Genomic DNA, 20,769 nt, shown 5'->3' with positions numbered 1-20,769 from the left:
CCGGGCTCAGATGCTGCTGGCAGTGAAGCCTTAATAACAATAAAGAGACGGACCCCATGCAGAACTCGAACCAAGCGCCGAATGCCTGGCGCATTCTGTTCCTGCTGTTTCTGGCTAACCTGTTCAACTTCTTCGATCGCACCATCCCGGCCATCATCATCGAGCCAATCCGTATGGAATGGCATTTGAGCGACTTCCAGCTCGGTATCATCGGTACCGCGTTCACTATCGTCTATGCCATCGCCGGCCTGCCTTTAGGGCGGATGGCCGACACTGGCTCGCGTAGTAAATTGATGGGCTGGGGTCTGGCGGTGTGGAGTGGACTGACCGCGATCAATGGCCTGGTTGGCAGTTTCTGGGGTTTTTTGTTGGTGCGCATGGGAGTAGGTATCGGTGAAGCAAGCTACGCGCCGGCCGCCAATTCGCTGATCGGCGATCTATTTCCAGCCCATCGGCGGGCACGGGCCATGGGGATTTTCATGCTCGGTTTGCCGCTGGGCTTATTGCTGGCGTTTTTCACCATCGGTGCGATGGTCAAAGCGTTCGACAGTTGGCGTGCGCCGTTTTTTATTGCGGCGGTACCGGGGTTGCTGCTGGCGGTGTTCATGTTCTTCATCAAGGAACCGAAACGCGGCGCGGCGGAAGCCGTTCAGATCTCCCAAGAGCGCGTTGATCGGCCGATTCGCCGGGTGCTGGCGATCCCGACCTTTCTTTGGCTGGTGTTGGCGGGGCTAACGTTCAACTTCGCGACCTATGCCTGCAACTCCTTTCTGGTGCCGATGCTGCAACGTTACTTCCTGATGCCATTGCAGGATGCCGCTGTGGCAACCGGCGTGATCGTCGGTGTAACCGGGCTGATTGGTTTGACTCTCGGCGGCTGGGTTGCCGACAAGATTCATCTGCGAGTGGCCAACGGTCGACTGCTGTTTGCGGGCTGCAGCCTGATCATCTCGACCCTGGCCACCGCTTGGGCATTGCATGCGGGGCGGATCGAGATCGGGGTGTTTGTCGCGGTGTTCAGCATCGGCTGGCTGTTTGCTTACAACTTCTATACCTGCGTCTACACCGCGATTCAGGACGTGGTCGAGCCACGTTTGCGGGCCACTGCCATGGCGTTGTTCTTTGCGGGGTTGTATCTGTTAGGCGGTGGTTTGGGACCGGTGGTGGTTGGCGGTCTGTCAGACCACTTTGCTCATACGGCAATGCTGTCGGCCGGTGCCGAGCAGATGACCGAGGCGTTCAAAGCCGTTGGCCTGCATGACGCGATGTACCTGATTCCGGTGGCGCTGTTTTTGACCATGCTGTTCTTGTTTCAGGCTTCGCGCTGCTTTATCCGCGATGCCCAGCGGATGAAGGACGGGCTGGTGCCGGTTGAGCCGCAGATACCGGCGGTGACTGCATAGGGGATGTCTGGCATATCGCGTCGCCCCCATCGCGAGCAAGCCCGCTCCCACATTAGATCTTCTGAGTACACAGAATTTGTGAACGCCATAGGTAAAATGTGGGAGCGGGCTTGCTCGCGATGGCGGCATGACAGGCGCAGCAGCTGTTGAGCTGGCAGCAAAAGGCCCGCATTGCGCGGGCCTGTTTTTTTAACGGGTAGAAGAGAGCTATCAGCCCGCCACCAACACCCGAATCGCTTCCAGACGCAAAGCTGCTTTGTCGAGCATGGCCAAGCCTTGCTCGCGTTGCTGGCGCAGGGCGATCAGTTCGCTGTCGCGCACGGTCGGGTTGACCGCTTGCAACGCGGTCAGGCGCGCCAGCTCTTCGTCGGTATCAGCGGCTAGACGACGTTGCGCTTCGGCAACCCGTTCGGCATGGCGTGGTGTGATCTTCTCTTCACCGGCGTTAATCCTTGGAGTCAGTTGATCACGCTGGGCCTGGACAAACTTGTTGGCGCTGGCCCGTGGCACGCTTTCGAGCTGGTCGTTCAAGGTCTCGAAGGAAACCCGGGTCGACAAGTCATTGCCATTGGCATCCAGCAGACAGCGCAGGGCAGCCGGCGGCAGGTAACGGCCCAGTTGCAGCGAGCGTGGGGCAACCACTTCGCTGACGTAGAGCAGTTCCAGCAATACCGTGCCTGGTTTGAGCGCTTTGTTCTTGATCAGCGCGACGGCGGTGTTGCCCATCGAACCGGACAACACCAGATCCATACCGCCCTGGACCATCGGGTGTTCCCAGGTAATGAACTGCATGTCTTCGCGAGACAGCGCCTGATTGCGGTCGTAAGTGATGGTCACGCCTTCGTCGTCGCCTAGCGGGAAGCTGGCGTCGAGCATTTTTTCGCTCGGTTTGAGGATCAGGGCGTTTTCCGAATGGTCTTCGCTGTCGATGCCGAAGGCGTCGAACAAGGTTTCCATGTAGATCGGCAGGGCGAACTGATCGTCCTGTTCGTGGATCGCCTCGACCAGCGCATCACCTTCGCCTGCGCCGCCGGAATTGAGCTCCAGCAAGCGGTCGCGACCGCTGTGCAGCTCGCTTTCCAGCTGTTCACGTGCAGTGCGCGCTTCGTCGATCAGCGCTTGCCATTCGCCATCGTCAGCGTTTTCCAGCAGCGGCAGCAGGCGGGAGCCGAACTGATGCTGCAGGGCGTTGCCGGTCGGGCAGGTATTGAGGAAGGCATTCAGCGCTTCGTGATACCACTGGAACAAGCGCTGTTGCGGGCTGGTTTCCAGGTACGGCACGTGCAGCTCAATGACATGCTTCTGGCCGATCCGGTCCAGACGGCCGATCCGCTGTTCCAGCAGGTCCGGGTGGGACGGCAGATCGAACAACACTAGATGATGCGAGAACTGGAAGTTGCGGCCTTCACTGCCGATTTCCGAGCAGATCAGTACCTGAGCGCCGAACTCTTCATCGGCGAAGTAGGCGGCAGCGCGGTCACGCTCAAGGATATTCATGCCTTCGTGGAAGACCGTGGCCGGGATGCCGGAGCGCACGCGCAGGGCGTCTTCCAGGTCCATTGCGGTTTCGGCGTGGGCGCAGATCACCAGTACTTTGGTGCGCTTGAGCATCTTCAGCGTGTCGATCAGCCACTCGACCCGTGGGTCGAAGCGCCACCAGCGCTCTTCTTCGTTGGCGTCCGGCTGGGCCTGGAAGCTGACTTCCGGGTACAGCTCGGCGTGTTCGCCCAGCGGCAGCTCGAGGTATTCGTCCGGGCACGGCAGTGGGTACGGATGCAGCTTGCGCTCCGGGAAGCCTTGCACTGCGGCGCGGGTGTTGCGAAACAGTACGCGGCCGGTGCCGTGGCGGTCCAGCAACTCACGGACCAGGCGTGCGCTGGCTTCAGCGTCGCCATCGTTGACCGCGGTGAGCAGGGCTTCGCCTTCGTCACCGAGGAAGCCTTGAATGGTTTTGTGCGCTGCCGGGGACAGGCGGCCCTGATCCAGCAGCTCCTGCACGGCTTCGGCCACCGGACGATAGTTTTCGCTTTCGGCGCGGAAGGCGTGCAGGTCATGGAAGCGGTTCGGGTCAAGCAGACGCAGACGAGCGAAGTGGCTGTCCTGACCCAGTTGTTCCGGGGTCGCGGTCAGCAGCAGTACGCCGGGAATGACTTCGGCCAACTGCTCGACCAGCGCGTACTGCGGGCTGACCTGGTCTTCATGCCAGACCAAGTGATGAGCTTCGTCGACTACCATCAGGTCCCAGCCGGCAGCGAACAGCGCGTCCTGGGCCTTCTCGTCTTCGACCAGCCACTCCAGCGCTACCAGCGCGAGCTGGGTGTCTTCGAACGGGTTGGCAGCATCGCTTTCGATAAAGCGTTCGGCGTCGAACAGGGCAACTTGCAGGTTGAAGCGGCGACGCATTTCCACCAGCCACTGGTGCTGAAGGTTTTCTGGAACCAGGATCAGCACGCGATTGGCGCGGCCCGAGAGCAGTTGGCGATGGATCACCAGACCGGCTTCGATGGTTTTGCCCAGGCCCACTTCGTCGGCCAGTAGAACCCGCGGTGCGATACGGTCGGCAACTTCGCGGGCAATGTGCAGTTGGTGCGCGATCGGTTGCGCACGCACGCCACCCAGGCCCCAGAGCGACGATTGCAACTGGCGGCTGGTGTGTTCGAGGGTGTGGTAACGCAGGGAGAACCACGCCAGCGGGTCGATCTGCCCGGCGAACAGACGGTCGCTGGCCAGGCGGAACTGGATGAAGTTCGACAGTTGGGTTTCCGGCAGGGTGACCACTTCGTTCTGAGCATTAAGCCCGTGGTAGACCAGCAGGCCGTCGACATCGTCGACTTCGCGCACGGTCATTTTCCAGCTTTCGAAGTGAGTGATCGTGTCACCCGGCGAGAACCTCACGCGAGTGAGGGGCGCATTCCGTAGCGCATACTGGCGAGTGTCGCCAGTGGCCGGATAGAGCACGGTCAGCAAGCGACCGTCCTGTGCCAGAACGGTGCCTAAACCTAGCTCGGCTTCGCTGTCACTAATCCAGCGTTGCCCCGGTTGATACTGCTGCGCCATGCTGCCTGACTCCCGCCTTGAAAAAGCCGACTATCTTAACGGATCGACGCCTTCAGAGCCAAAGGACTCTCATAAAAACTAATAAGCTTAGAAGGTAGCGCATTAAGGCATTCGTCGAGATGCAGGGCGTGAGTAGCTGACGACTGGGTCACAAGTTTGCGACCGAGGGCTCAAGTCATGACCCCGGCAGCCGACAGCCTACTGACAGGAGACTAATCATTATGCTGCCACCGATGCTCCCCTTGAGTGCCGTGCCTATCACCTCTCAGCAGGATCCTGTCCGACCCAGACCGGATATTCCGCCTGTCGTGTCAGTGCAATCGAGCTCCAATGAAAGCACCATCGACCTGCAAAAGCGCGATGCCGAGCATTCAGCTTTGTTATTGCGCGAAGAGCAGCAGCGCCAGCAAGAACGAAACAAACGCCGCCGTGAAGCCGAAGAAGATCCTGAAGAACATCTGGCGGTTCCCGGCGACGAATTGAACGCGGACAACACCGTCCCCGTAGTGCCGCTGATGGAAGATCAACCGCGCCAAGGCTTGTGGGTGGATGTCGAGGTTTAGTATCCAGGCACGATGCTGTTGAATACTCGACTGGTCAGCGCCCGCATCACACCGCATTATTGACGGACCTGGCGGCCGGAGCGGTGGTATGTGCTCCGGCTGAATTCGACCGACATAGATGACGCAATCAATACCATGAGCCAAGACGACAAACTGATAGACCTGAACTCTGAACGCGCCAAGCGTGTGCATGACCTCAATGAAAAGCGCCTGAACGAAGTGCGCCAGGCATTTGAGCAGGCCATGCCGTTGGGGAAACCCAAGAAAAAGCCGAAAAACAAACCAAAAAAGCGTTGAAACACCCTGCATCCATTGATGCAGGTCAGTTATTTCCCCTCCTTTACGCCCTGTTTCGGGCGCTATTGATCCCGGTCAATTTATATCGAAGCCTGATTGGTTAACTTAGCCCTATCGCAACAGGGCAAGTGCAGGAGGCCAGTCATGTTTTTCGATAATGTAGTGATCGCCGGAGTGCTGACAGTCGGCCTCATGGTTCTGTTTTTTGCAGGTTTTGGATTTTTCATCTGGAAAGACGCACATAAGCGCAAAAAGCCTTAGGCCTTTCCGGTACACGAGCACGCAAGGCATTTTGGGCGACTTCGGTCGCCTTTTTTTTTGGTGCGCGATACACCGATCAATGTAGGAGCCGAGCTTGCTCGCGATAGCGGCCTTACAGCCGACCTATATCTTGCGGATGTACCCAGATCCACTGTGGGAGCTGGCTTGCCTGCGAAGGCGGCCTGACAGCTGGCCTATCTCTTGAGGGTGTACATATCCATTCCTGCGGTAACAGCCACTTAGGGTTCCGCCCTTACGGCGCGTCACTTTGGAAAAGCGCCAAAGTAACCAAAGCGCTTTTGCCCCTTTCGTTCGGCCCTTCGCCTAGGCTCAGGGTGCCCTCGCTCCGGTCCTGCTCCGTGGGCCCGCCGCCATCGGCCATCCATGGCCGGGGGCGGCTAACCCGGCATCCATGCCGGGTTGCCCACTGCGCAGAACCTCCACTCGGCCTCTCGAGGGGGCGGTGCATCAAGATCAAAAGCGAGGCGGCCTACCGGCCGGCCTGTTTGTTGGGTGTATGCGCTTCCCCTGGAAGCTGCTGCCGGCTGCGATCCTTGCAGGAATGAACATAATTCACAGTGTCTAGTCCTGAAACAGGTGTAAACCTTATTCAGGACGGGACACAGGCATAAAAAAAAGGTGCGACCCAAGCGGATCGCACCTTTTTTGTCGCTGGCTGAAAATCAGCTGCCGAGGACTTTCGAGGCCAACCAGAATAGGCCGGCCGACAAGGCCATCGTCGCCGGCAGGGTCAGAACCCAGGCCATCAGGATGGTCTTCACCATGCTGCTTTGCAGGCCGCTCTTATTAGCGACCATGGTCCCGGCAACACCCGAGGACAGCACATGGGTGGTCGACACCGGTAAGGCGAAGATGTTTGCCATGCCGATGGCGCAGGCCGTGGTGATTTGCGCCGACATGCCCTGGGCATAGGTCATGCCTTGCTTGCCGATTTTCTCGCCGATGGTCAGTACCACACGTTTCCAGCCGATCATGGTGCCCAGGCCCAAGGCCAGTGCTACCGCGAGAATCACCCAGAAAGGCGCGTATTCGGTGGTGGTGGTCAGGTCTTTACGCAGTTTGTCCAGATCGGCCTTTTCCCGGGCTGCAAGGCCTGGCAGTTTGCCGACTTTCTTCGCCGTGTCATCCAGGCAAAGCAGGTTGCGACGTACTTCGATACGGCTTTCGGCCGGCAGCGAGTGATAGTCAGCTACGCCCTTGAGAGTGTTCAGGAGGGCGGAAATGGTCGGTTCGGTTTGTTGCGGGTTGCAGCGGAATCGCCCCGGCAAGTCCTCTGTAACGGGTTTGCCCAGCGCCAGGAATTCACCCAGAGAATCGCTGTTGCGCTGATAGAACTGGCTCAGGTGCAAGGTCGCGTCACGGGTACGTTCGATCTGGTAAGTAGTGCTGCTCAGGTCGAGAACGAACTGGCTCGGAACGATGCCGATCAACACCAGCATGATCAGGCCGATGCCTTTCTGACCATCGTTGGAACCGTGCACGAAGCTCACCGCCATTGCGGAAACCACCAGTACCATGCGATTCCAGAACGGCGGATGCTTCTTGTCATCGATCTTGCGGCGTTGGTCCGGGGTCTTGTGCATCTTGGACAGCGGACGCCACCATTTCAGAGCCACCAGCACCAAACCCGCCACGATGAAACCGGCGATGGGCGAGAACACCAGAGACGAGCCGATATCGATCGCTTTCTGCCAGTTCACGCCATCCGCCAGCGGGATATCGTTGAGCAGTGCATTCGCCAGGCCCACACCGAGGATCGAGCCGATCAAGGTATGCGAACTGGACGCCGGGATACCGAAGTACCAGGTGCCCAGGTTCCAGGTGATGGCGGCGGCGAGCAACGAGAACACCATCGCCAACCCGTGGCCGGTGTTCACATTGATCAGCAGCTCCACCGGCAGTAAGTGGACGATTGCATAGGCCACGCCGACCCCGCCCAGCAATACGCCGAGGAAGTTGAACACACCGGAAAAGAACACGGCCAGATGGGGCGGCATGGCTTTGGTGTAGATAACAGTGGCTACCGCGTTAGCGGTGTCATGAAAGCCGTTGATGAACTCGAAGGCGAGGACAAAGGCCAGGGCGAGGAAGAGGCTCACAAGCACCCAAGCATCTAGTCCGCTGAATAAATCGATCATGAAGGTTTTCTGACCCGGTCGTAAGGGGGCGCGATTATGCCAGAAAACACTGCTAATCAATGCACTTGCTGCTCATCGGCAACATTCTTCAACGAATTAGTTTGTAGGAAGGCCCTGAACCCTCGGTTTTTGCTGGGTTAGGCAAACTATTGATTTTGTTGGTGATGATCGAGCGGCTGGAGGTTTTTTGCGAATCAGAGGAACGCCGAAATAGGTGTATGAAATTTCAGCGGGAGGGCTAGCCGCGAACCATTTGCCTCATCCGGTTGGGCTGAGGTGGCAGCCGCTTGCTTGTAGCGAGCGGTATAGGGGCGACGATCCGGCCAGCTTTTATCTGGCAGAGACGTGACCAGCCCTGAAGGATTCAAGTCCGAGCGGTCATGGCTCTTCGGCTTTGAGTTCCTTTTCCATTTTCTGCAGCTCTTGAGTAAAAGCCTGATCGAGAATGCTGGCGCGCTTACGCCAAGGTTTGCGTTCTGGTTCGGGCTGGGCGGCGTAGGTGGTGATTTCCCCGCCGTAAACATCCTTGTAACGTTGTTCCTGGCGCTCAAGTTCCGCGCGCAGTTCGTCTTTCGTCACATTGTTACCTAATTGAGTTGAGATAAATCCTGGTGATACGCAGTGCAACAATGGTGTTTATCAAGTCGTGTCACAGGCCAAGCCAATAAAGGTCTCGGCTGTTGAGGGCGATTCGGTAAACAGCGTCCTTGTTGCATGCGGCCACGGCACCAGAGAAGAACAGCTGCCGTGAAACAGTTTTTTTTTTGCAAGCGCGTCGGCTGACATTTCAATAAGCCGCCAGGCGGTTATTACAGGAAGCGCCGTTGAAACGTGTGCAGCCTGCTGATTGGATCCGACGGTATAGAGAAACCGCGCTCATCACATGATGCATTATAGCGGTCGATCTGAATAACACTATCACCAAGAAGTTAAAAGCCGTCAACTTTGTATGAGGGTTTTGTTACGGTGAAGTTTTATCAGCAAGTGCACTCTTTGCTGGCGCAGTGTTGCTGTCTGTTTTCTGGCGACAATAAAACGCACAAGTTGTAAGGGGCGGAAGCTGACTTCCAAGGGGATGTGGGCTCATCCAGGAAGTATGAGCTCTTGTAAATCAGCGGTTGCGGGCATGAATGTGCTTGAGGAGAAAACCGTCGCCTCTGCGAGAGGGCGCAATTGCGATTATCGGTTGATGGTTCGATAATCGCCCAACGTTGACTGTTGGTGGCTTGTGTATCCGCTACGTAGCAGCCTGTAATAGAAGCCGATATGGGTGAAAAGGACCTGAAATGAACGATCAATTGCGCAATTCTTTCGCTTCAGTGGCCCCGCCAATCGTTGCCTCGCCGGCCAAGCGGATCCAGGCATTCACTGGAGACCCGGATTTCATGACCTCCCTGGCGCGAGGTCTGGCTGTGGTACAGGCCTTCCAGGAGCGCAAGCGCCATCTGACCATTGCCCAGATCAGCCATCGCACGGAAATTCCTCGGGCGGCGGTGCGCCGTTGTCTGCATACGTTGATCAAGCTCGGTTATGCGACCACCGATGGCCGCACCTATTCGCTGTTGCCCAAGGTACTGACCCTAGGTCATGCCTATCTGTCCTCAACGCCGCTGGCGGTGTCGGCTCAGCCTTATCTGGACCGCATGAGCGAGCAACTTCATGAGGCCTGCAACATGGCCACTCTGGAAGGCGATGACATCTTATACATCGCCCGCTCGGCGACGACTCAACGACTTATCTCCGTTGACCTGTCGGTGGGTGGACGTTTGCCAGCCTACTGCACCTCCATGGGACGGATCCTGCTGGCGGCGCTGGACGATACCTCCCTTCGCGAGTACCTCGATCACGCAGAGCTGCAAGCCAAGACCAGTCGCACCTTGCACACCCCCGAAGCGCTGTTTGAATGCCTGCAACAGGTCCGTCAGCAAGGTTGGTGCATTGTCGATCAGGAACTTGAGCAGGGTCTGCGTTCCATCGCCGTACCGGTGTACGACGCCTCCGGGCAAGTGCTGGCGGCGTTGAACGTCAGCACCCACGCCGGACGCGTGAGCCGCAATGAGCTTGAACAGCGCTTTCTGCCCGGCCTGCTGAGCGCCAGTCGCGACCTGAGCGCGCAGTTGTTTGCCTAGGGTCAACAGACCCGTATCTGTTCGGTAAACGCACAGATACGGGTTTGGTGAATTGACGTTGTTTCCCTTGCTTCATTAATGTCGCGGCAGCGTCATCCGGCAATGTTGGTCATCTGACATCAGCCGGACGGCGACCCAATAATAATGAAGAGGCCAACCCCGCCATGAGCACTTTCTCCGCCAGCCGTTGCCTGCACCGGTTCTGCCTCCAAACCCGAGTCGTCTGACTCCGGCATTGCCCCTTGTGTGAAATCGCTGGCCATTGCCGGCACCTGTTCGCCTGCGCATCTTGTGTGGAATAAAAATAATGAATCAGCCTCAGTCCGCTGTAGGGAACTGCCTCGACGTGCAGTCCTTTATCAACGCCCAACCACTGTCCCGCTATCAGTGGCGGGTGGTGATCCTGTGTTTTCTGATTGTCTTTCTCGACGGCCTGGACACCGCGGCCATGGGCTTCATCGCGCCGGCGCTGTCGCAGGATTGGGGGATCGATCGTGCCAGCCTCGGCCCGGTGATGAGCGCGGCGCTGATCGGCATGGTCTTCGGCGCTCTGGGCTCCGGTCCGCTGGCCGACCGCTTTGGTCGCAAAGTCGTACTGGTAGGCGCGGTGCTGTTGTTTGGCGCGTTCAGCCTGGCATCGGCTTACAGCAGTAACGTTGATCAACTGTTGGTGCTGCGCTTTTTGACCGGACTGGGATTGGGCGCAGGCATGCCGAATGCCACAACGCTACTGTCCGAATACACCCCTGAGCGGCACAAGTCGCTGCTGGTCACCAGCATGTTTTGCGGGTTCAACCTGGGCATGGCCGGTGGCGGTTTCATTTCGGCCAAGCTGATTCCGGCGTTCGGCTGGCACAGCCTATTGATGATTGGCGGGATCCTGCCATTGATCCTGTCCGTGGTGTTGTTGCGCTGGCTGCCGGAGTCGGCCCGGTATCTGGTGGTGCGCAATCGTGGCACCGACAAAGTCCGTAAGGCGCTGGCACCGATCGATCCGGGTACCGTCGCCCAGGCCGCCAGTTTCAGCGTGCCCGAGCAGAAAACCGTAAAAGCCCGCAACGTGTTCGCGGTGATTTTCTCCGGTACCTACAGCACTGGGACCTTGCTGTTATGGCTGACCTATTTCATGGGGCTGGTCATCGTCTATCTGTTGACCAGTTGGTTGCCGACGCTGATGCGTGACAGTGGCGCGAGCATGGAGCAGGCCGCGTTCATCGGTGCGTTGTTCCAGTTCGGCGGAGTACTCAGCGCGGTGGCAGTGGGCTGGGCGATGGATCGGTTTAATCCGCACAAGGTCATCGGCATTTTCTACTTGTTGGCCGGGGTCTTTGCCTACGCTGTAGGGCAGAGCCTGGGCAACATCACGCTGTTGGCGACCCTGGTGCTGGTCGCCGGCATGTGCGTCAACGGTGCTCAATCGGCGATGCCGTCGCTGGCAGCGCGCTTCTATCCAACCCAAGGCCGGGCGACCGGTGTGTCGTGGATGCTCGGGATCGGTCGTTTTGGCGCAATTCTCGGGGCCTGGATGGGGGCGACGTTGTTGGGCCTGGGCTGGAACTTCGAGCAAGTGCTGACGGCACTGGTGATTCCGGCGGCGCTGGCGACCACAGCGGTGCTGATCAAGGGCATGGTCAGCCATGCTGACGCGACCTGACAGTTAGATTTTTTCGCGGGCAAGAACTAGGCGTCCCCCCTGCTCCTACAGAAATCCCCGTGACTTGCGTAGGAGCGAGGCTTGCCCGCGATTCTTTTCGGGAGCAACTCACAACCGATAGCTAGACAACAATCTGTTCGATAAACGAACGCTTAGTCGATTATCGGATTGTTTGGCGTTTTCCCTCGGCTTAATCTTCTGTCACTGCCGGCGCAATCATCGCGCCTTTTTCTTCCACGTCGGTTTACTGAAAATCGGGAGCCCACTCCATGGCTGAAATACTTTCGCTGCACGACGCGGTGAAGCAATTCGTCAACGACGGCGATACCGTCGCGCTCGAAGGCTTCACTCACTTGATCCCGACAGCGGCGGGTCATGAAATCATTCGCCAGGGCAAGAAAGACCTGACCCTGGTGCGGATGACACCTGACCTGGTCTACGACCAATTGATCGGTGCCGGTTGTGCTCGCAAGCTGATTTTCTCCTGGGGCGGTAACCCGGGCGTCGGTTCCTTGCACCGTCTGCGTGACGCGGTCGAGCGGCAGTGGCCGCACCCGTTGGAGATCGAGGAACACAGCCACGCCGACCTGGCCAATGCCTACGTTGCCGGTGCCTCCGGTCTGCCGTTCGCGGTGTTGCGCGCCTACGCCGGTTCCGACTTACCGAAGGTCAACCCGCTGATCAAAAGCGTGACCTGCCCGTTCACTGGCGAAGTGCTGGCGGCGGTGCCTTCGGTGCGCCCGGATATCACAGTGATTCACGCTCAGAAAGCCGACCGCAAAGGCAACGTGCTGCTCTGGGGCATCCTTGGCGTACAGAAAGAAGCGGCGCTGGCGGCCAAGCGCTGCATCGTCACCGTCGAAGAAATCGTCGACGACCTGAAGGCACCGATGAACGCTTGCGTGTTGCCGACTTGGGCCTTGAGCGCTGTCTGCCACGTACCGGGTGGCGCGCATCCGTCCTACGCCCACGGTTACACCGAGCGTGACAACCGTTTCTACCAGGCCTGGGACGCGATTGCCCGCGACCGCGAAACCTTCACCGCCTGGATCAACGAATACATCCATGGCAGCGCTGACTTCAGTGAATTCCAGGCCAAGTTGGCCCGCGCTTCGGAGGCCAAATAATGACTTACTCCACTAATGAAATGATGACCGTCGCTGCCGCCCGCCGGTTGAAGAACGGTTCGGTGTGCTTCGTCGGCATCGGCCTGCCTTCCAAAGCGGCCAACCTGGCGCGGTTGACCTCCTCGCCAGACGTGGTGCTGATCTACGAGTCCGGCCCGATTGGCGCCAAACCAACCGTGCTGCCGCTGTCGATCGGTGACGGCGAACTGGCGGAAACCGCCGATACCGTCGTGCCGACCGGTGAGATTTTTCGCTACTGGCTGCAAGGCGGGCGCATCGACGTCGGCTTCCTCGGTGCCGCGCAGGTCGACCGTTTCGGCAACATCAACACCACCGTGGTGGGCGACTATCACCATCCGAAAGTCCGCCTGCCCGGCGCCGGCGGCGCGCCAGAGATCGCCGGTTCGGCGAAAAGCGTGCTGATCATCCTCAAGCAATCGGCGCGTTCGTTTGTCGACAAACTCGACTTCATTACTTCGGTCGGCCATGGCGAAGGCGGCGATTCGCGCAAGCGTCTCGGCCTGCCGGGCGCCGGGCCGGTAGGGATCATTACCGACCTGTGCATCATGGAGCCGGAAGCCGTCAGTCACGAGTTCGTGGTCACCGCGCTGCACCCGGGCGTGACCCGCGAGCAGGTGATTGCGGCCACCGGTTGGGCCATTCGTTTTGCCGATCAGGTTGAGCACACCGCTGAACCGACCGAAGTCGAACTGACCGCGTTGCGTGATCTCGAAGCGCGCACCGCCGCGGCCCACGGCCAAGCACCGGGAGAAGCCTGATGCGCGAAGTCTTTATCTGTGATGCGATCCGTACCCCCATCGGCCGTTTCGGCGGTGGTCTGGCGGGCGTGCGTGCGGACGATCTGGCCGCCGTGCCGATCAAGGCGCTGATGGAGCGCAACCCCTCGGTGGACTGGAGCGCGGTAGACGAGGTGTTCTTCGGCTGCGCCAATCAGGCCGGCGAAGACAACCGCAACGTCGCGCGCATGGCCTTGTTGCTGGCGGGTTTGCCGGAGAGCATTCCCGGCGTGACCCTTAACCGTCTCTGCGCTTCGGGCATGGACGCCATCGGTACAGCCTTTCGGGCAATTGCCAGCGGCGAGATGGAGTTGGCAATCGCCGGCGGCGTCGAGTCGATGTCGCGCGCCCCGTTTGTCATGGGCAAGGCTGACGCGGCGTTCTCACGCAACATGAAACTGGAAGACACCACCATCGGCTGGCGCTTTATCAACCCGTTGATGAAGGCCCGGTACGGCGTCGATGCGATGCCACAAACCGCCGATAACGTCGCCGATGATTACCAGGTCTCCCGCGCCGATCAGGACGCTTTCGCCTTGCGCAGTCAGCAACGTACTGCGGCCGCACAAGCCGCCGGATTCTTCGCTGAAGAAATCGTCCCGGTGCGTATTGCCCACAAGAAGGGCGAGAGTGTGGTCGAGCAGGACGAGCACCCGCGCGCCGACACGACCCTGGAAACCCTGAGCAAGCTCAAACCGGTGAATGGCCCGGATAAAACCGTCACCGCCGGGAACGCTTCGGGCGTCAATGATGGTGCGGCGGCGCTGATTCTGGCCTCGGCCGACGCCGTGAAGAAACATGGTCTGACCGCCCGCGCCCGAGTGCTGGGCATGGCCAGTGCCGGTGTCGCACCACGGGTCATGGGCATTGGCCCAGTGCCGGCGGTGCGCAAGTTGACCGAGCGCCTGGGGCTGGCCGTCAGCGATTTCGATGTGATCGAACTCAACGAAGCTTTCGCCAGCCAGGGCTTGGCGGTGCTGCGTGAACTGGGCCTGGCCGATGATGCTGCGCAGGTCAACCCGAACGGCGGCGCCATTGCCTTGGGCCATCCGTTGGGCATGAGCGGTGCGCGATTGGTGCTGACTGCTTTGCACCATCTGGAAAAGACTGGCGGCAAGAAAGGCCTGGCGACCATGTGTGTCGGTGTAGGTCAGGGCCTGGCTTTGGCGATCGAGCGCGTTTGACGCATCGTTGCGCTGACTAACAAGGAAAGAGGAATGCTCCATGACTGACAAGCCTGGTTACCGTCGCCCGCAAGCGGGCACTCAGCCGGAATATCTGCACCCGGCCTACAAATCCACCAACCTCCGCTCGCCGTCTAAACCGTTGGTGTTTTTGCCCCATTCGTTGTCGGAAATCACCGGGCCAACCGTCGGCGCCGAACACCTGCAAGACAAGGACAACGACCTGACCGCCCAACACCTGGGCGAGCCGATCGGTGAGCGGATTATCATTCACGGCCGCGTGCTGGATGAAGATGGCCTACCGGTGCCAGGGATTCTGGTGGAGATCTGGCAGGCCAACGCCGCCGGTCGCTACAACCATGACCGCGACCTGCATGACGCGCCGCTGGACCCGAACTTCACTGGCACCGGCCGCACGGTCACTGATGCGGATGGCTGGTACCAGTTCCAGACCATCAAGCCTGGCGCCTACCCATGGGGCAACCACCACAACGCGTGGCGCCCGGCGCATATCCATTTTTCGTTGTTCGGCCCGAGCATCCTCACGCGCTTGGTGACCCAGATGTATTTCCCCGGTGATCCGTTGCTGGCCTACGACCCGATCTACAACTGCGTACCCGATACCCGCGCCAAAGAGCGCTTGATCGCCAGCTTCGACCTGGAAAAAACCATCCCTTCCTATGCCCTCGGTTATCGCTGGGACATCGTTTTGCGTGGCCGCGAAGCCACGCCGATGGAGAAATAAGATGACGCTCAATGCGACCACTTCACACACCGTCGGCCCGTACTACCACATCGGTCTGACCTGGCTGAACCGTGAAGACCTGACGACGCCCGAGACACTGGGCGAGCGGGTGGCGATCACCGGGCAGGTCGTCGATGGCAACGGCGATTTCGTCAACGACGCGATGCTGGAAGTCTGGCAAGCCAACGCTGCCGGCAAGTACGACCATGTCGAAGACGATCAGGACAAAGCGCTGGACCCGAACTTCGAAGGCTTTGGCCGGGTGCCGGTGGACGCCGAAGGGCGCTTCCGTTTCACCACCATCAAGCCGGGCACGGTGCCGGGCCTCAAAGGCACGACCCAGGCGCCACATCTGGTGGTGCTGGTATTCGCTCGCGGATTGGTCAAGCACCTGCTGACGCGCATCTACTTCGACGGCGAACCGGCCAACGCAGCCGACCCGCTGTTGGAATGTGTCCCGGCAGAGCGCCGCAGTACGCTGCTGGCCAAGACGGATGCGTCGGGCACGTATCAATGGAACGTGATCCTGCAGGGGACGGATGCCGAGACAGTGTTTTTCGATTACTGAGTTCGCTCGAGAATGATCGCGGGCAAGCCTCGCTCCTACATGGATTACGCAGACTTGTAGGAGCGAGGCTTGCCCGCGATGGCGTCGCCACAGGCAATACGGAACGGGGCTGTTGCAAAGTATGTCTAGACTCAGACTGTCCCCAAAGAGTGAAAAACCATGACAACAACAACGAGCTACTACACCGGTGAAGAACGCAGAAAAAGGATCTTTGCGATCGTTGGTGCCTCCTCCGGCAACCTGGTCGAATGGTTCGACTTTTACGTCTACGCCTTCTGTGCAATCTATTTCGCTCCAGCGTTTTTCCCGTCTGACGACCCCACGGTGCAATTACTCAACACCGCTGGCGTGTTTGCCGCCGGGTTCCTGATGCGTCCTATTGGCGGCTGGCTGTTCGGTCGAGTGGCTGACAAGCACGGGCGCAAGAATTCCCTGATGATCTCCGTGCTGATGATGTGCGCCGGTTCATTGGTTATCGCTTTTCTGCCGACTTACCACTCGATCGGTGCCTGGGCGCCAGCGTTGCTGCTGGTTGCTCGGTTGTTTCAGGGGTTGTCGGTGGGTGGTGAATACGGCACCACCGCGACCTATATGAGTGAAGTCGCGCTCAAGGGGCAGCGTGGCTTCTTCGCCTCGTTTCAGTACGTGACCTTGATTGGCGGGCAACTGTTGGCGGTCTCGGTGCTGGTGATCCTGCAGCAGATCCTCAACGAAGACGAACTGCGCGCCTACGGCTGGCGGATTCCGTTCGTGATCGGTGCGATTGCGGCGCTGATTTCTCTATTCCTGCGTCGCTCGTTGAAAGAGACCACCAGCAAGGAAATGCGCGAAGACAAGGACGCCGGCAGCATCGCCGCGCTGTTCCGTGATCACAAAGCGGCCTTTATTACCGTGCTGGGTTTCACCGCCGGTGGCTCGCTGATTTTCTACACCTTCACTACCTACATGCAGAAGTACCTGGTCAACACCGCTGGCATGCAAGTCAAGACGGCCAGTTACATCATGACCGGCGCACTCTTCCTTTATATGTGCATGCAGCCGTTTTTCGGCATGCTCGCCGACAAAATCGGCCGACGTAACTCGATGCTCTGGTTCGGCGCGCTGGGCACACTGTGCGTGGTCCCGATTCTGTTAACCCTGAAAACCGTCACCAGCCCGTTCCTGGCTTTTGTGTTGATCACGCTGGCGCTGGCGATTGTCAGTTTCTACACCTCCATCAGCGGACTGGTTAAAGCCGAAATGTTCCCGACCCAGGTTCGGGCATTGGGAGTAGGGCTGGCGTATGCAGTGGCGAACGCGATTTTCGGCGGTTCGGCAGAGTACGTTGCCTTGGGGTTGAAAACACTGGGCATGGAAAACACGTTCTACTGGTATGTCACGGCGATGATGGCGGTGGCCTTCCTGTTCAGCTTGCGCCTGCCAAAGCAGGCGGCTTATCTGCATCACGAACTTTGATCTGCCCGCGTGCGCCCGCTCCGGGCGCACGCCTCGAAGGGATTGTTTATGAGTGAACGACCGAGCAATCAATTGTTCGATGCCTATTTCACTGCCCGCGATATGCGTGAAGTGTTCTGCGATCAAGGCCGGGTTCAGGCCATGCTTGATTTCGAAGCGGCGCTGGCGCGGGCCGAGGCGCGGGTCGGGTTGATTCCACAGACCGCTGTCGCGCCGATTGAAGCGGCATGCAGGGCAGAGCATTACGACTTCTTCGCGCTGGGCGAGGCGATTGCCACGGCAGGGAATTCGGCGATCCCACTGGTCAAGGCGCTGGGCAAACAGATCGCCACTCATGACGCTAACGCCGAACGTTATGTGCATCTGGGCGCTACCAGCCAGGATGTGATGGACACCGGCCTGGTGCTGCAACTGCGCAGCGCCTTGCACCTGATTGACCGTGAACTGGCGCGACTGGGCGACACCCTGGCGATCCAGGCCGAACGTTATGTGGCCACACCGCTGGCCGGGCGAACCTGGCTGCAACATGCAACGCCGGTGACCTTGGGCATGAAGATCGCCGGTTGGCTAGGGGCCGTGACCCGCAGTCGGCAACGACTGCGGGAGCTCAAACCGCGTTTATTGGTGCTGCAATTCGGCGGCGCTTCCGGGACCCTCGCGGCGCTCGGTGAGCAGGCCATGCCGATTGCCGAGGCGCTCGCGCAGGAGCTGCAACTCACGCTACCGGAACAACCTTGGCACACCCAGCGCGATCGCCTGGTGGAATTCGGTGCGGTGCTGGGCCTGATCGCCGGCAGCCTGGGCAAGCTCGGTCGCGATATCAGTTTGTTGATGCAGACCGAGGCTGCGGAAGTTTTCGAACCCGCGGCACCGGGCAAGGGCGGGTCATCGACCATGCCGCACAAACGCAATCCGGTGGGCGCGGCGGTGCTGATCGGCGCCGCGACCCGGGTGCCGGGTTTGCTCGCGACGTTGTTCAGCGCGATGCCCCAGGAACATGAACGCAGCCTGGGTTTGTGGCATGCAGAATGGGAAACCCTGCCGGAGATTTGCTGCCTGGTGTCCGGTGCCTTGCAACAAGCCTTGCTGGTGGCTGACGGCTTGGAGGTCGATGCCGAGCGCATGGCGAAAAACCTCGACCTGACTCAGGGCCTGGTGCTGGCCGAGGCGGTGAGTATCGTCCTCGCCCAGCGAGTGGGCCGAGATACGGCTCATCATCTGCTCGAACAATGCTGCAAGCGGGCTGTCGCTGAGCAGCGTCACTTGCGCGCGGTGCTCGGCGATGAGCCGCAGGTGACCGCCGAACTCTCGGCCGATGAACTCGATCGTCTGCTGGACCCTGCCCATTACCTCGGTCAGGCCCATACCTGGGTCGAGCGAGCGGTGGCTGAACATTTTGCTTTGAATGCCTGAAGGAGACTGCTGTGGGATTCGTACAACTCGCCGATGGCGAACTGAACTACCAACTCGATGGTCCGGAAGATGCGCCGGTGCTGGTGCTGTCCAACTCGCTGGGCACTGACCTGCACATGTGGGACCTCCAGATCCCGGCCTTTACCAAGCATTTTCGGGTGCTGCGTTTCGACACGCGCGGCCACGGTCGTTCACTGGTGACGCCGGGGCCTTACAGCATCGAGCAACTGGGCCGTGACGTACTGGCGCTGCTCGATGCCTTGCATATCGAGCGTGCTCATTTCTGTGGTTTGTCCATGGGTGGGCTGATCGGCCAGTGGCTGGGGATCAATGCCGGTGAGCGTCTGCGCAAACTGGTGGTGTGCAACACTGCGGCGAAAATAGGCGAGCCATCGGTATGGAACCCGCGGATCGAAACTGTGCTGCGCGACGGTCCTGCGGCGATGGTTGCACTGCGTGATGCCTCGATTGCCCGCTGGTTCACCCCGGACTTCGCCGAGGCCAATCCACAACAGGCGAAACAGATCACCGACATGCTCGCCGCCACCTCACCGCAAGGTTATGCCGCCAATTGCGCAGCGGTGCGTGATGCCGATTTCCGCGAGCAGTTGTCGTCGATCAAGGTGCCGACGCTGGTGATTTGCGGCACTGAAGATGCGGTCACGCCGCCGTCCGGCGGGCACTTTATTCAAGAGCACGTGCAAGGCGCCGAATACGCCGAGTTCTATGCCGCGCACCTGTCCAACGTCCAGGCGGGCGCTGCGTTCAGTGACCGGGTTTTGGCCTTTCTATTAGCCGAACTTTCTATTAGTTGAAGACGGAATCTGAGGAGCCCTATATGGACGAGAAACAACGTTATGACGACGGCCTGCAAGTGCGTCGCGCGGTCCTCGGCGATGCTCATGTCGACCGCAGCCTGAATGCCCTCACCGAGTTCAACTCAGAGTTCCAGGAAATGATCACCCGCCACGCCTGGGGTGATATCTGGACCCGCCCGGGCCTGCCTCGGCACACCCGCAGCCTGATCACCATCGCCATGCTGATCGGCATGAACCGCAATGAAGAGCTCAAACTGCATCTGCGTGCTGCCGCGAGCAACGGTGTGACCCGCGCCGAGATCAAGGAAGTGCTGATGCAGAGCGCCATCTACTGCGGGATTCCAGCCGCGAATGCGACTTTCCACCTGGCCGAATCGGTGTGGGATGAGCTGGGGGTTGAATCGTTGTAGGAGCGAGCTTGCTCGCGATGGACGTTAACGATGACGCGTACTTTCTGAATAAACGCGCCGCTCTTTAGTCCATCGCGAGCAAGCTCGCTCCTACAACAAACTGATCGGGTAGCTCACAATTACCCGGTTCTCGTCGAACTCGTTGCTGCTGTAATCGCGACGCATGGTCGAGTTGCGCCATCTGAGGTTGAGGTTTTTCAGGGTACCGCTCTGTACGGTGTAGGCCAGCTCGCTCTCGCGACCGTAGGCATAAAAAATCCGGAATCTTTATTGGAATCCGGATTTTTTGGCTGGGAAGGGACGACGTAATCAGTGTTTTTGCTTGTCTGACTGAGCGGACAAATCGTGCAAATGGCGTCGCGATAACGCCAGGAAACGCGGGGTAGGGCCGACGTCTTCGTAGAGTGGATCACCTTCTTCGTCGGTGGCGACGATATGCGGGCCTTTGACGTAGGGAAAGCTCGTTTCGAGCTCTTCCAGCGCGGCGCCGATCAGTTCGCCGAGCAGTTCTTCGGCATGCCGTTTTGGGTACATCTCGGTAATCGCCGCCAGGCGTGCAGCGGCTTCTACGTCCAGACGGATCGTGTAGCCGGTCTTGGTCAAGCGACCCTTGGCGTTTTCTTCCCAATGTTGGGCGAGCTCACGAATTTTCATAGCGACCTCAATGATCACCTGCTTGTGGCAGGCAGTGATGACTGACCGGCGTGGGCCGGTGATAAGCCATTGTAG

At 59.3% G+C, this 20,769-nt stretch carries 19 protein-coding genes and 1 pseudogene; 15 read left to right on the top strand and 5 right to left on the bottom strand.

Annotated features, from left to right (window positions below; genetic code table 11):
- Positions 1-56: 56 nt before the first annotated feature.
- Complete coding sequence (locus ACZYSM_RS09000) at positions 57-1,403, top strand: spinster family MFS transporter (protein ID WP_489070873.1); 1,347 nt, start codon at positions 57-59, stop codon at positions 1,401-1,403.
- 210 nt (positions 1,404-1,613) lie between these two features.
- On the opposite strand, the gene rapA is transcribed toward ACZYSM_RS09000, so the two are convergent.
- Positions 1,614-4,460: an RNA polymerase-associated protein RapA gene (gene rapA, locus ACZYSM_RS08995; protein ID WP_489070872.1), complete on the bottom strand. Its 2,847-nt coding sequence runs from the start codon at positions 4,458-4,460 to the stop codon at positions 1,614-1,616.
- A 221-nt stretch (positions 4,461-4,681) separates the two neighbouring features.
- Here rapA and ACZYSM_RS08990 point away from each other — a divergent pair, with 221 nt between their 5' ends.
- The 3 genes from ACZYSM_RS08990 (at position 4,682) to ccoM (ending at position 5,581) form a co-directional block, all read left to right on the top strand.
- Entirely contained in the window at positions 4,682-5,023 is a 342-nt protein-coding gene (locus ACZYSM_RS08990; protein WP_489070871.1) for an aspartate-semialdehyde dehydrogenase, read from the top strand.
- 135 nt (positions 5,024-5,158) lie between these two features.
- The gene (locus ACZYSM_RS08985) at positions 5,159-5,320 is read left to right on the top strand and encodes a hypothetical protein (RefSeq protein WP_392886021.1); all 162 of its coding nucleotides are present in this window, start codon (positions 5,159-5,161) and stop codon (positions 5,318-5,320) included.
- A gap of 144 nt (positions 5,321-5,464) precedes the next feature.
- The gene (gene ccoM, locus ACZYSM_RS08980) at positions 5,465-5,581 is read left to right on the top strand and encodes a cytochrome c oxidase subunit CcoM (RefSeq protein WP_007926603.1); all 117 of its coding nucleotides are present in this window, start codon (positions 5,465-5,467) and stop codon (positions 5,579-5,581) included.
- A gap of 683 nt (positions 5,582-6,264) precedes the next feature.
- Here ccoM and ACZYSM_RS08975 read toward each other — a convergent pair.
- Together ACZYSM_RS08975 and ACZYSM_RS08970 are read right to left on the bottom strand one after the other, a co-directional pair.
- Positions 6,265-7,740 carry an inorganic phosphate transporter gene (locus tag ACZYSM_RS08975; RefSeq protein ID WP_489070870.1) on the bottom strand — a complete coding sequence of 492 codons (1,476 nt, stop codon included), beginning with the start codon at positions 7,738-7,740 and terminating at the stop codon, positions 6,265-6,267.
- A gap of 378 nt (positions 7,741-8,118) precedes the next feature.
- Entirely contained in the window at positions 8,119-8,319 is a 201-nt protein-coding gene (locus tag ACZYSM_RS08970) for a hypothetical protein (protein ID WP_150641610.1), read from the bottom strand.
- A 707-nt stretch (positions 8,320-9,026) separates the two neighbouring features.
- Between ACZYSM_RS08970 and pcaR the strand changes: the two genes are divergently transcribed.
- The 11 genes from pcaR (at position 9,027) to pcaC (ending at position 20,040) form a co-directional block, all read left to right on the top strand.
- Positions 9,027-9,869 (top strand): pca regulon transcriptional regulator PcaR, encoded by an 843-nt coding sequence (gene pcaR, locus ACZYSM_RS08965; RefSeq protein ID WP_489070869.1) that lies wholly within the window; start codon positions 9,027-9,029, stop codon positions 9,867-9,869.
- Between the two features lie 307 nt (positions 9,870-10,176).
- On the top strand, positions 10,177-11,523 hold the full coding sequence (gene pcaK, locus ACZYSM_RS08960; RefSeq protein WP_489070868.1) for a 4-hydroxybenzoate transporter PcaK: 1,347 nt from the start codon (positions 10,177-10,179) through the stop codon (positions 11,521-11,523).
- Positions 11,524-11,792: 269 nt separating this feature from the next.
- On the top strand, positions 11,793-12,650 hold the full coding sequence (locus ACZYSM_RS08955) for a CoA transferase subunit A (RefSeq protein WP_489070867.1): 858 nt from the start codon (positions 11,793-11,795) through the stop codon (positions 12,648-12,650).
- The gene (locus tag ACZYSM_RS08950; RefSeq protein ID WP_489071153.1) at positions 12,647-13,429 is read left to right on the top strand and encodes a CoA-transferase subunit beta; all 783 of its coding nucleotides are present in this window, start codon (positions 12,647-12,649) and stop codon (positions 13,427-13,429) included. Before ACZYSM_RS08955 ends, ACZYSM_RS08950 begins: the two co-directional genes overlap by 4 nt.
- Complete coding sequence (gene pcaF, locus ACZYSM_RS08945; RefSeq protein WP_489071151.1) at positions 13,426-14,631, top strand: 3-oxoadipyl-CoA thiolase; 1,206 nt, start codon at positions 13,426-13,428, stop codon at positions 14,629-14,631. Before ACZYSM_RS08950 ends, pcaF begins: the two co-directional genes overlap by 4 nt.
- Before the next feature lie 40 nt (positions 14,632-14,671).
- A complete protein-coding gene (gene pcaH / locus ACZYSM_RS08940; RefSeq protein WP_489070866.1) occupies positions 14,672-15,376 on the top strand; it encodes a protocatechuate 3,4-dioxygenase subunit beta in 705 nt (234 codons plus the stop codon).
- Between the two features lies 1 nt (position 15,377).
- Entirely contained in the window at positions 15,378-15,944 is a 567-nt protein-coding gene (gene pcaG, locus ACZYSM_RS08935; protein ID WP_489070865.1) for a protocatechuate 3,4-dioxygenase subunit alpha, read from the top strand.
- 159 nt (positions 15,945-16,103) lie between these two features.
- Positions 16,104-17,399: an MFS family transporter gene (locus ACZYSM_RS08930; protein ID WP_489070864.1), complete on the top strand. Its 1,296-nt coding sequence runs from the start codon at positions 16,104-16,106 to the stop codon at positions 17,397-17,399.
- A 48-nt stretch (positions 17,400-17,447) separates the two neighbouring features.
- Entirely contained in the window at positions 17,448-18,812 is a 1,365-nt protein-coding gene (locus tag ACZYSM_RS08925; RefSeq protein WP_489070863.1) for a 3-carboxy-cis,cis-muconate cycloisomerase, read from the top strand.
- Positions 18,813-18,823: 11 nt separating this feature from the next.
- Complete coding sequence (pcaD, locus tag ACZYSM_RS08920) at positions 18,824-19,627, top strand: 3-oxoadipate enol-lactonase (protein WP_489070862.1); 804 nt, start codon at positions 18,824-18,826, stop codon at positions 19,625-19,627.
- A 23-nt stretch (positions 19,628-19,650) separates the two neighbouring features.
- Complete coding sequence (gene pcaC, locus ACZYSM_RS08915; protein WP_489070861.1) at positions 19,651-20,040, top strand: 4-carboxymuconolactone decarboxylase; 390 nt, start codon at positions 19,651-19,653, stop codon at positions 20,038-20,040.
- A 90-nt stretch (positions 20,041-20,130) separates the two neighbouring features.
- Here the strand turns inward: pcaC and ACZYSM_RS08910 are convergent.
- Together ACZYSM_RS08910 and ACZYSM_RS08905 are read right to left on the bottom strand one after the other, a co-directional pair.
- Positions 20,131-20,286, bottom strand: a pseudogene (locus ACZYSM_RS08910) (OprD family outer membrane porin); the annotation flags it as partial.
- Between the two features lie 63 nt (positions 20,287-20,349).
- A complete protein-coding gene (locus ACZYSM_RS08905; protein WP_489070860.1) occupies positions 20,350-20,694 on the bottom strand; it encodes a pilin assembly protein in 345 nt (114 codons plus the stop codon).
- Positions 20,695-20,769: the final 75 nt, after the last annotated feature.

Source organism: Pseudomonas sp. F220, from assembly GCF_057813935.1.
The sequence above is the reverse complement of the archived record's forward strand: the minus strand, read 5'-3'. Positions and strand labels throughout refer to the sequence as shown.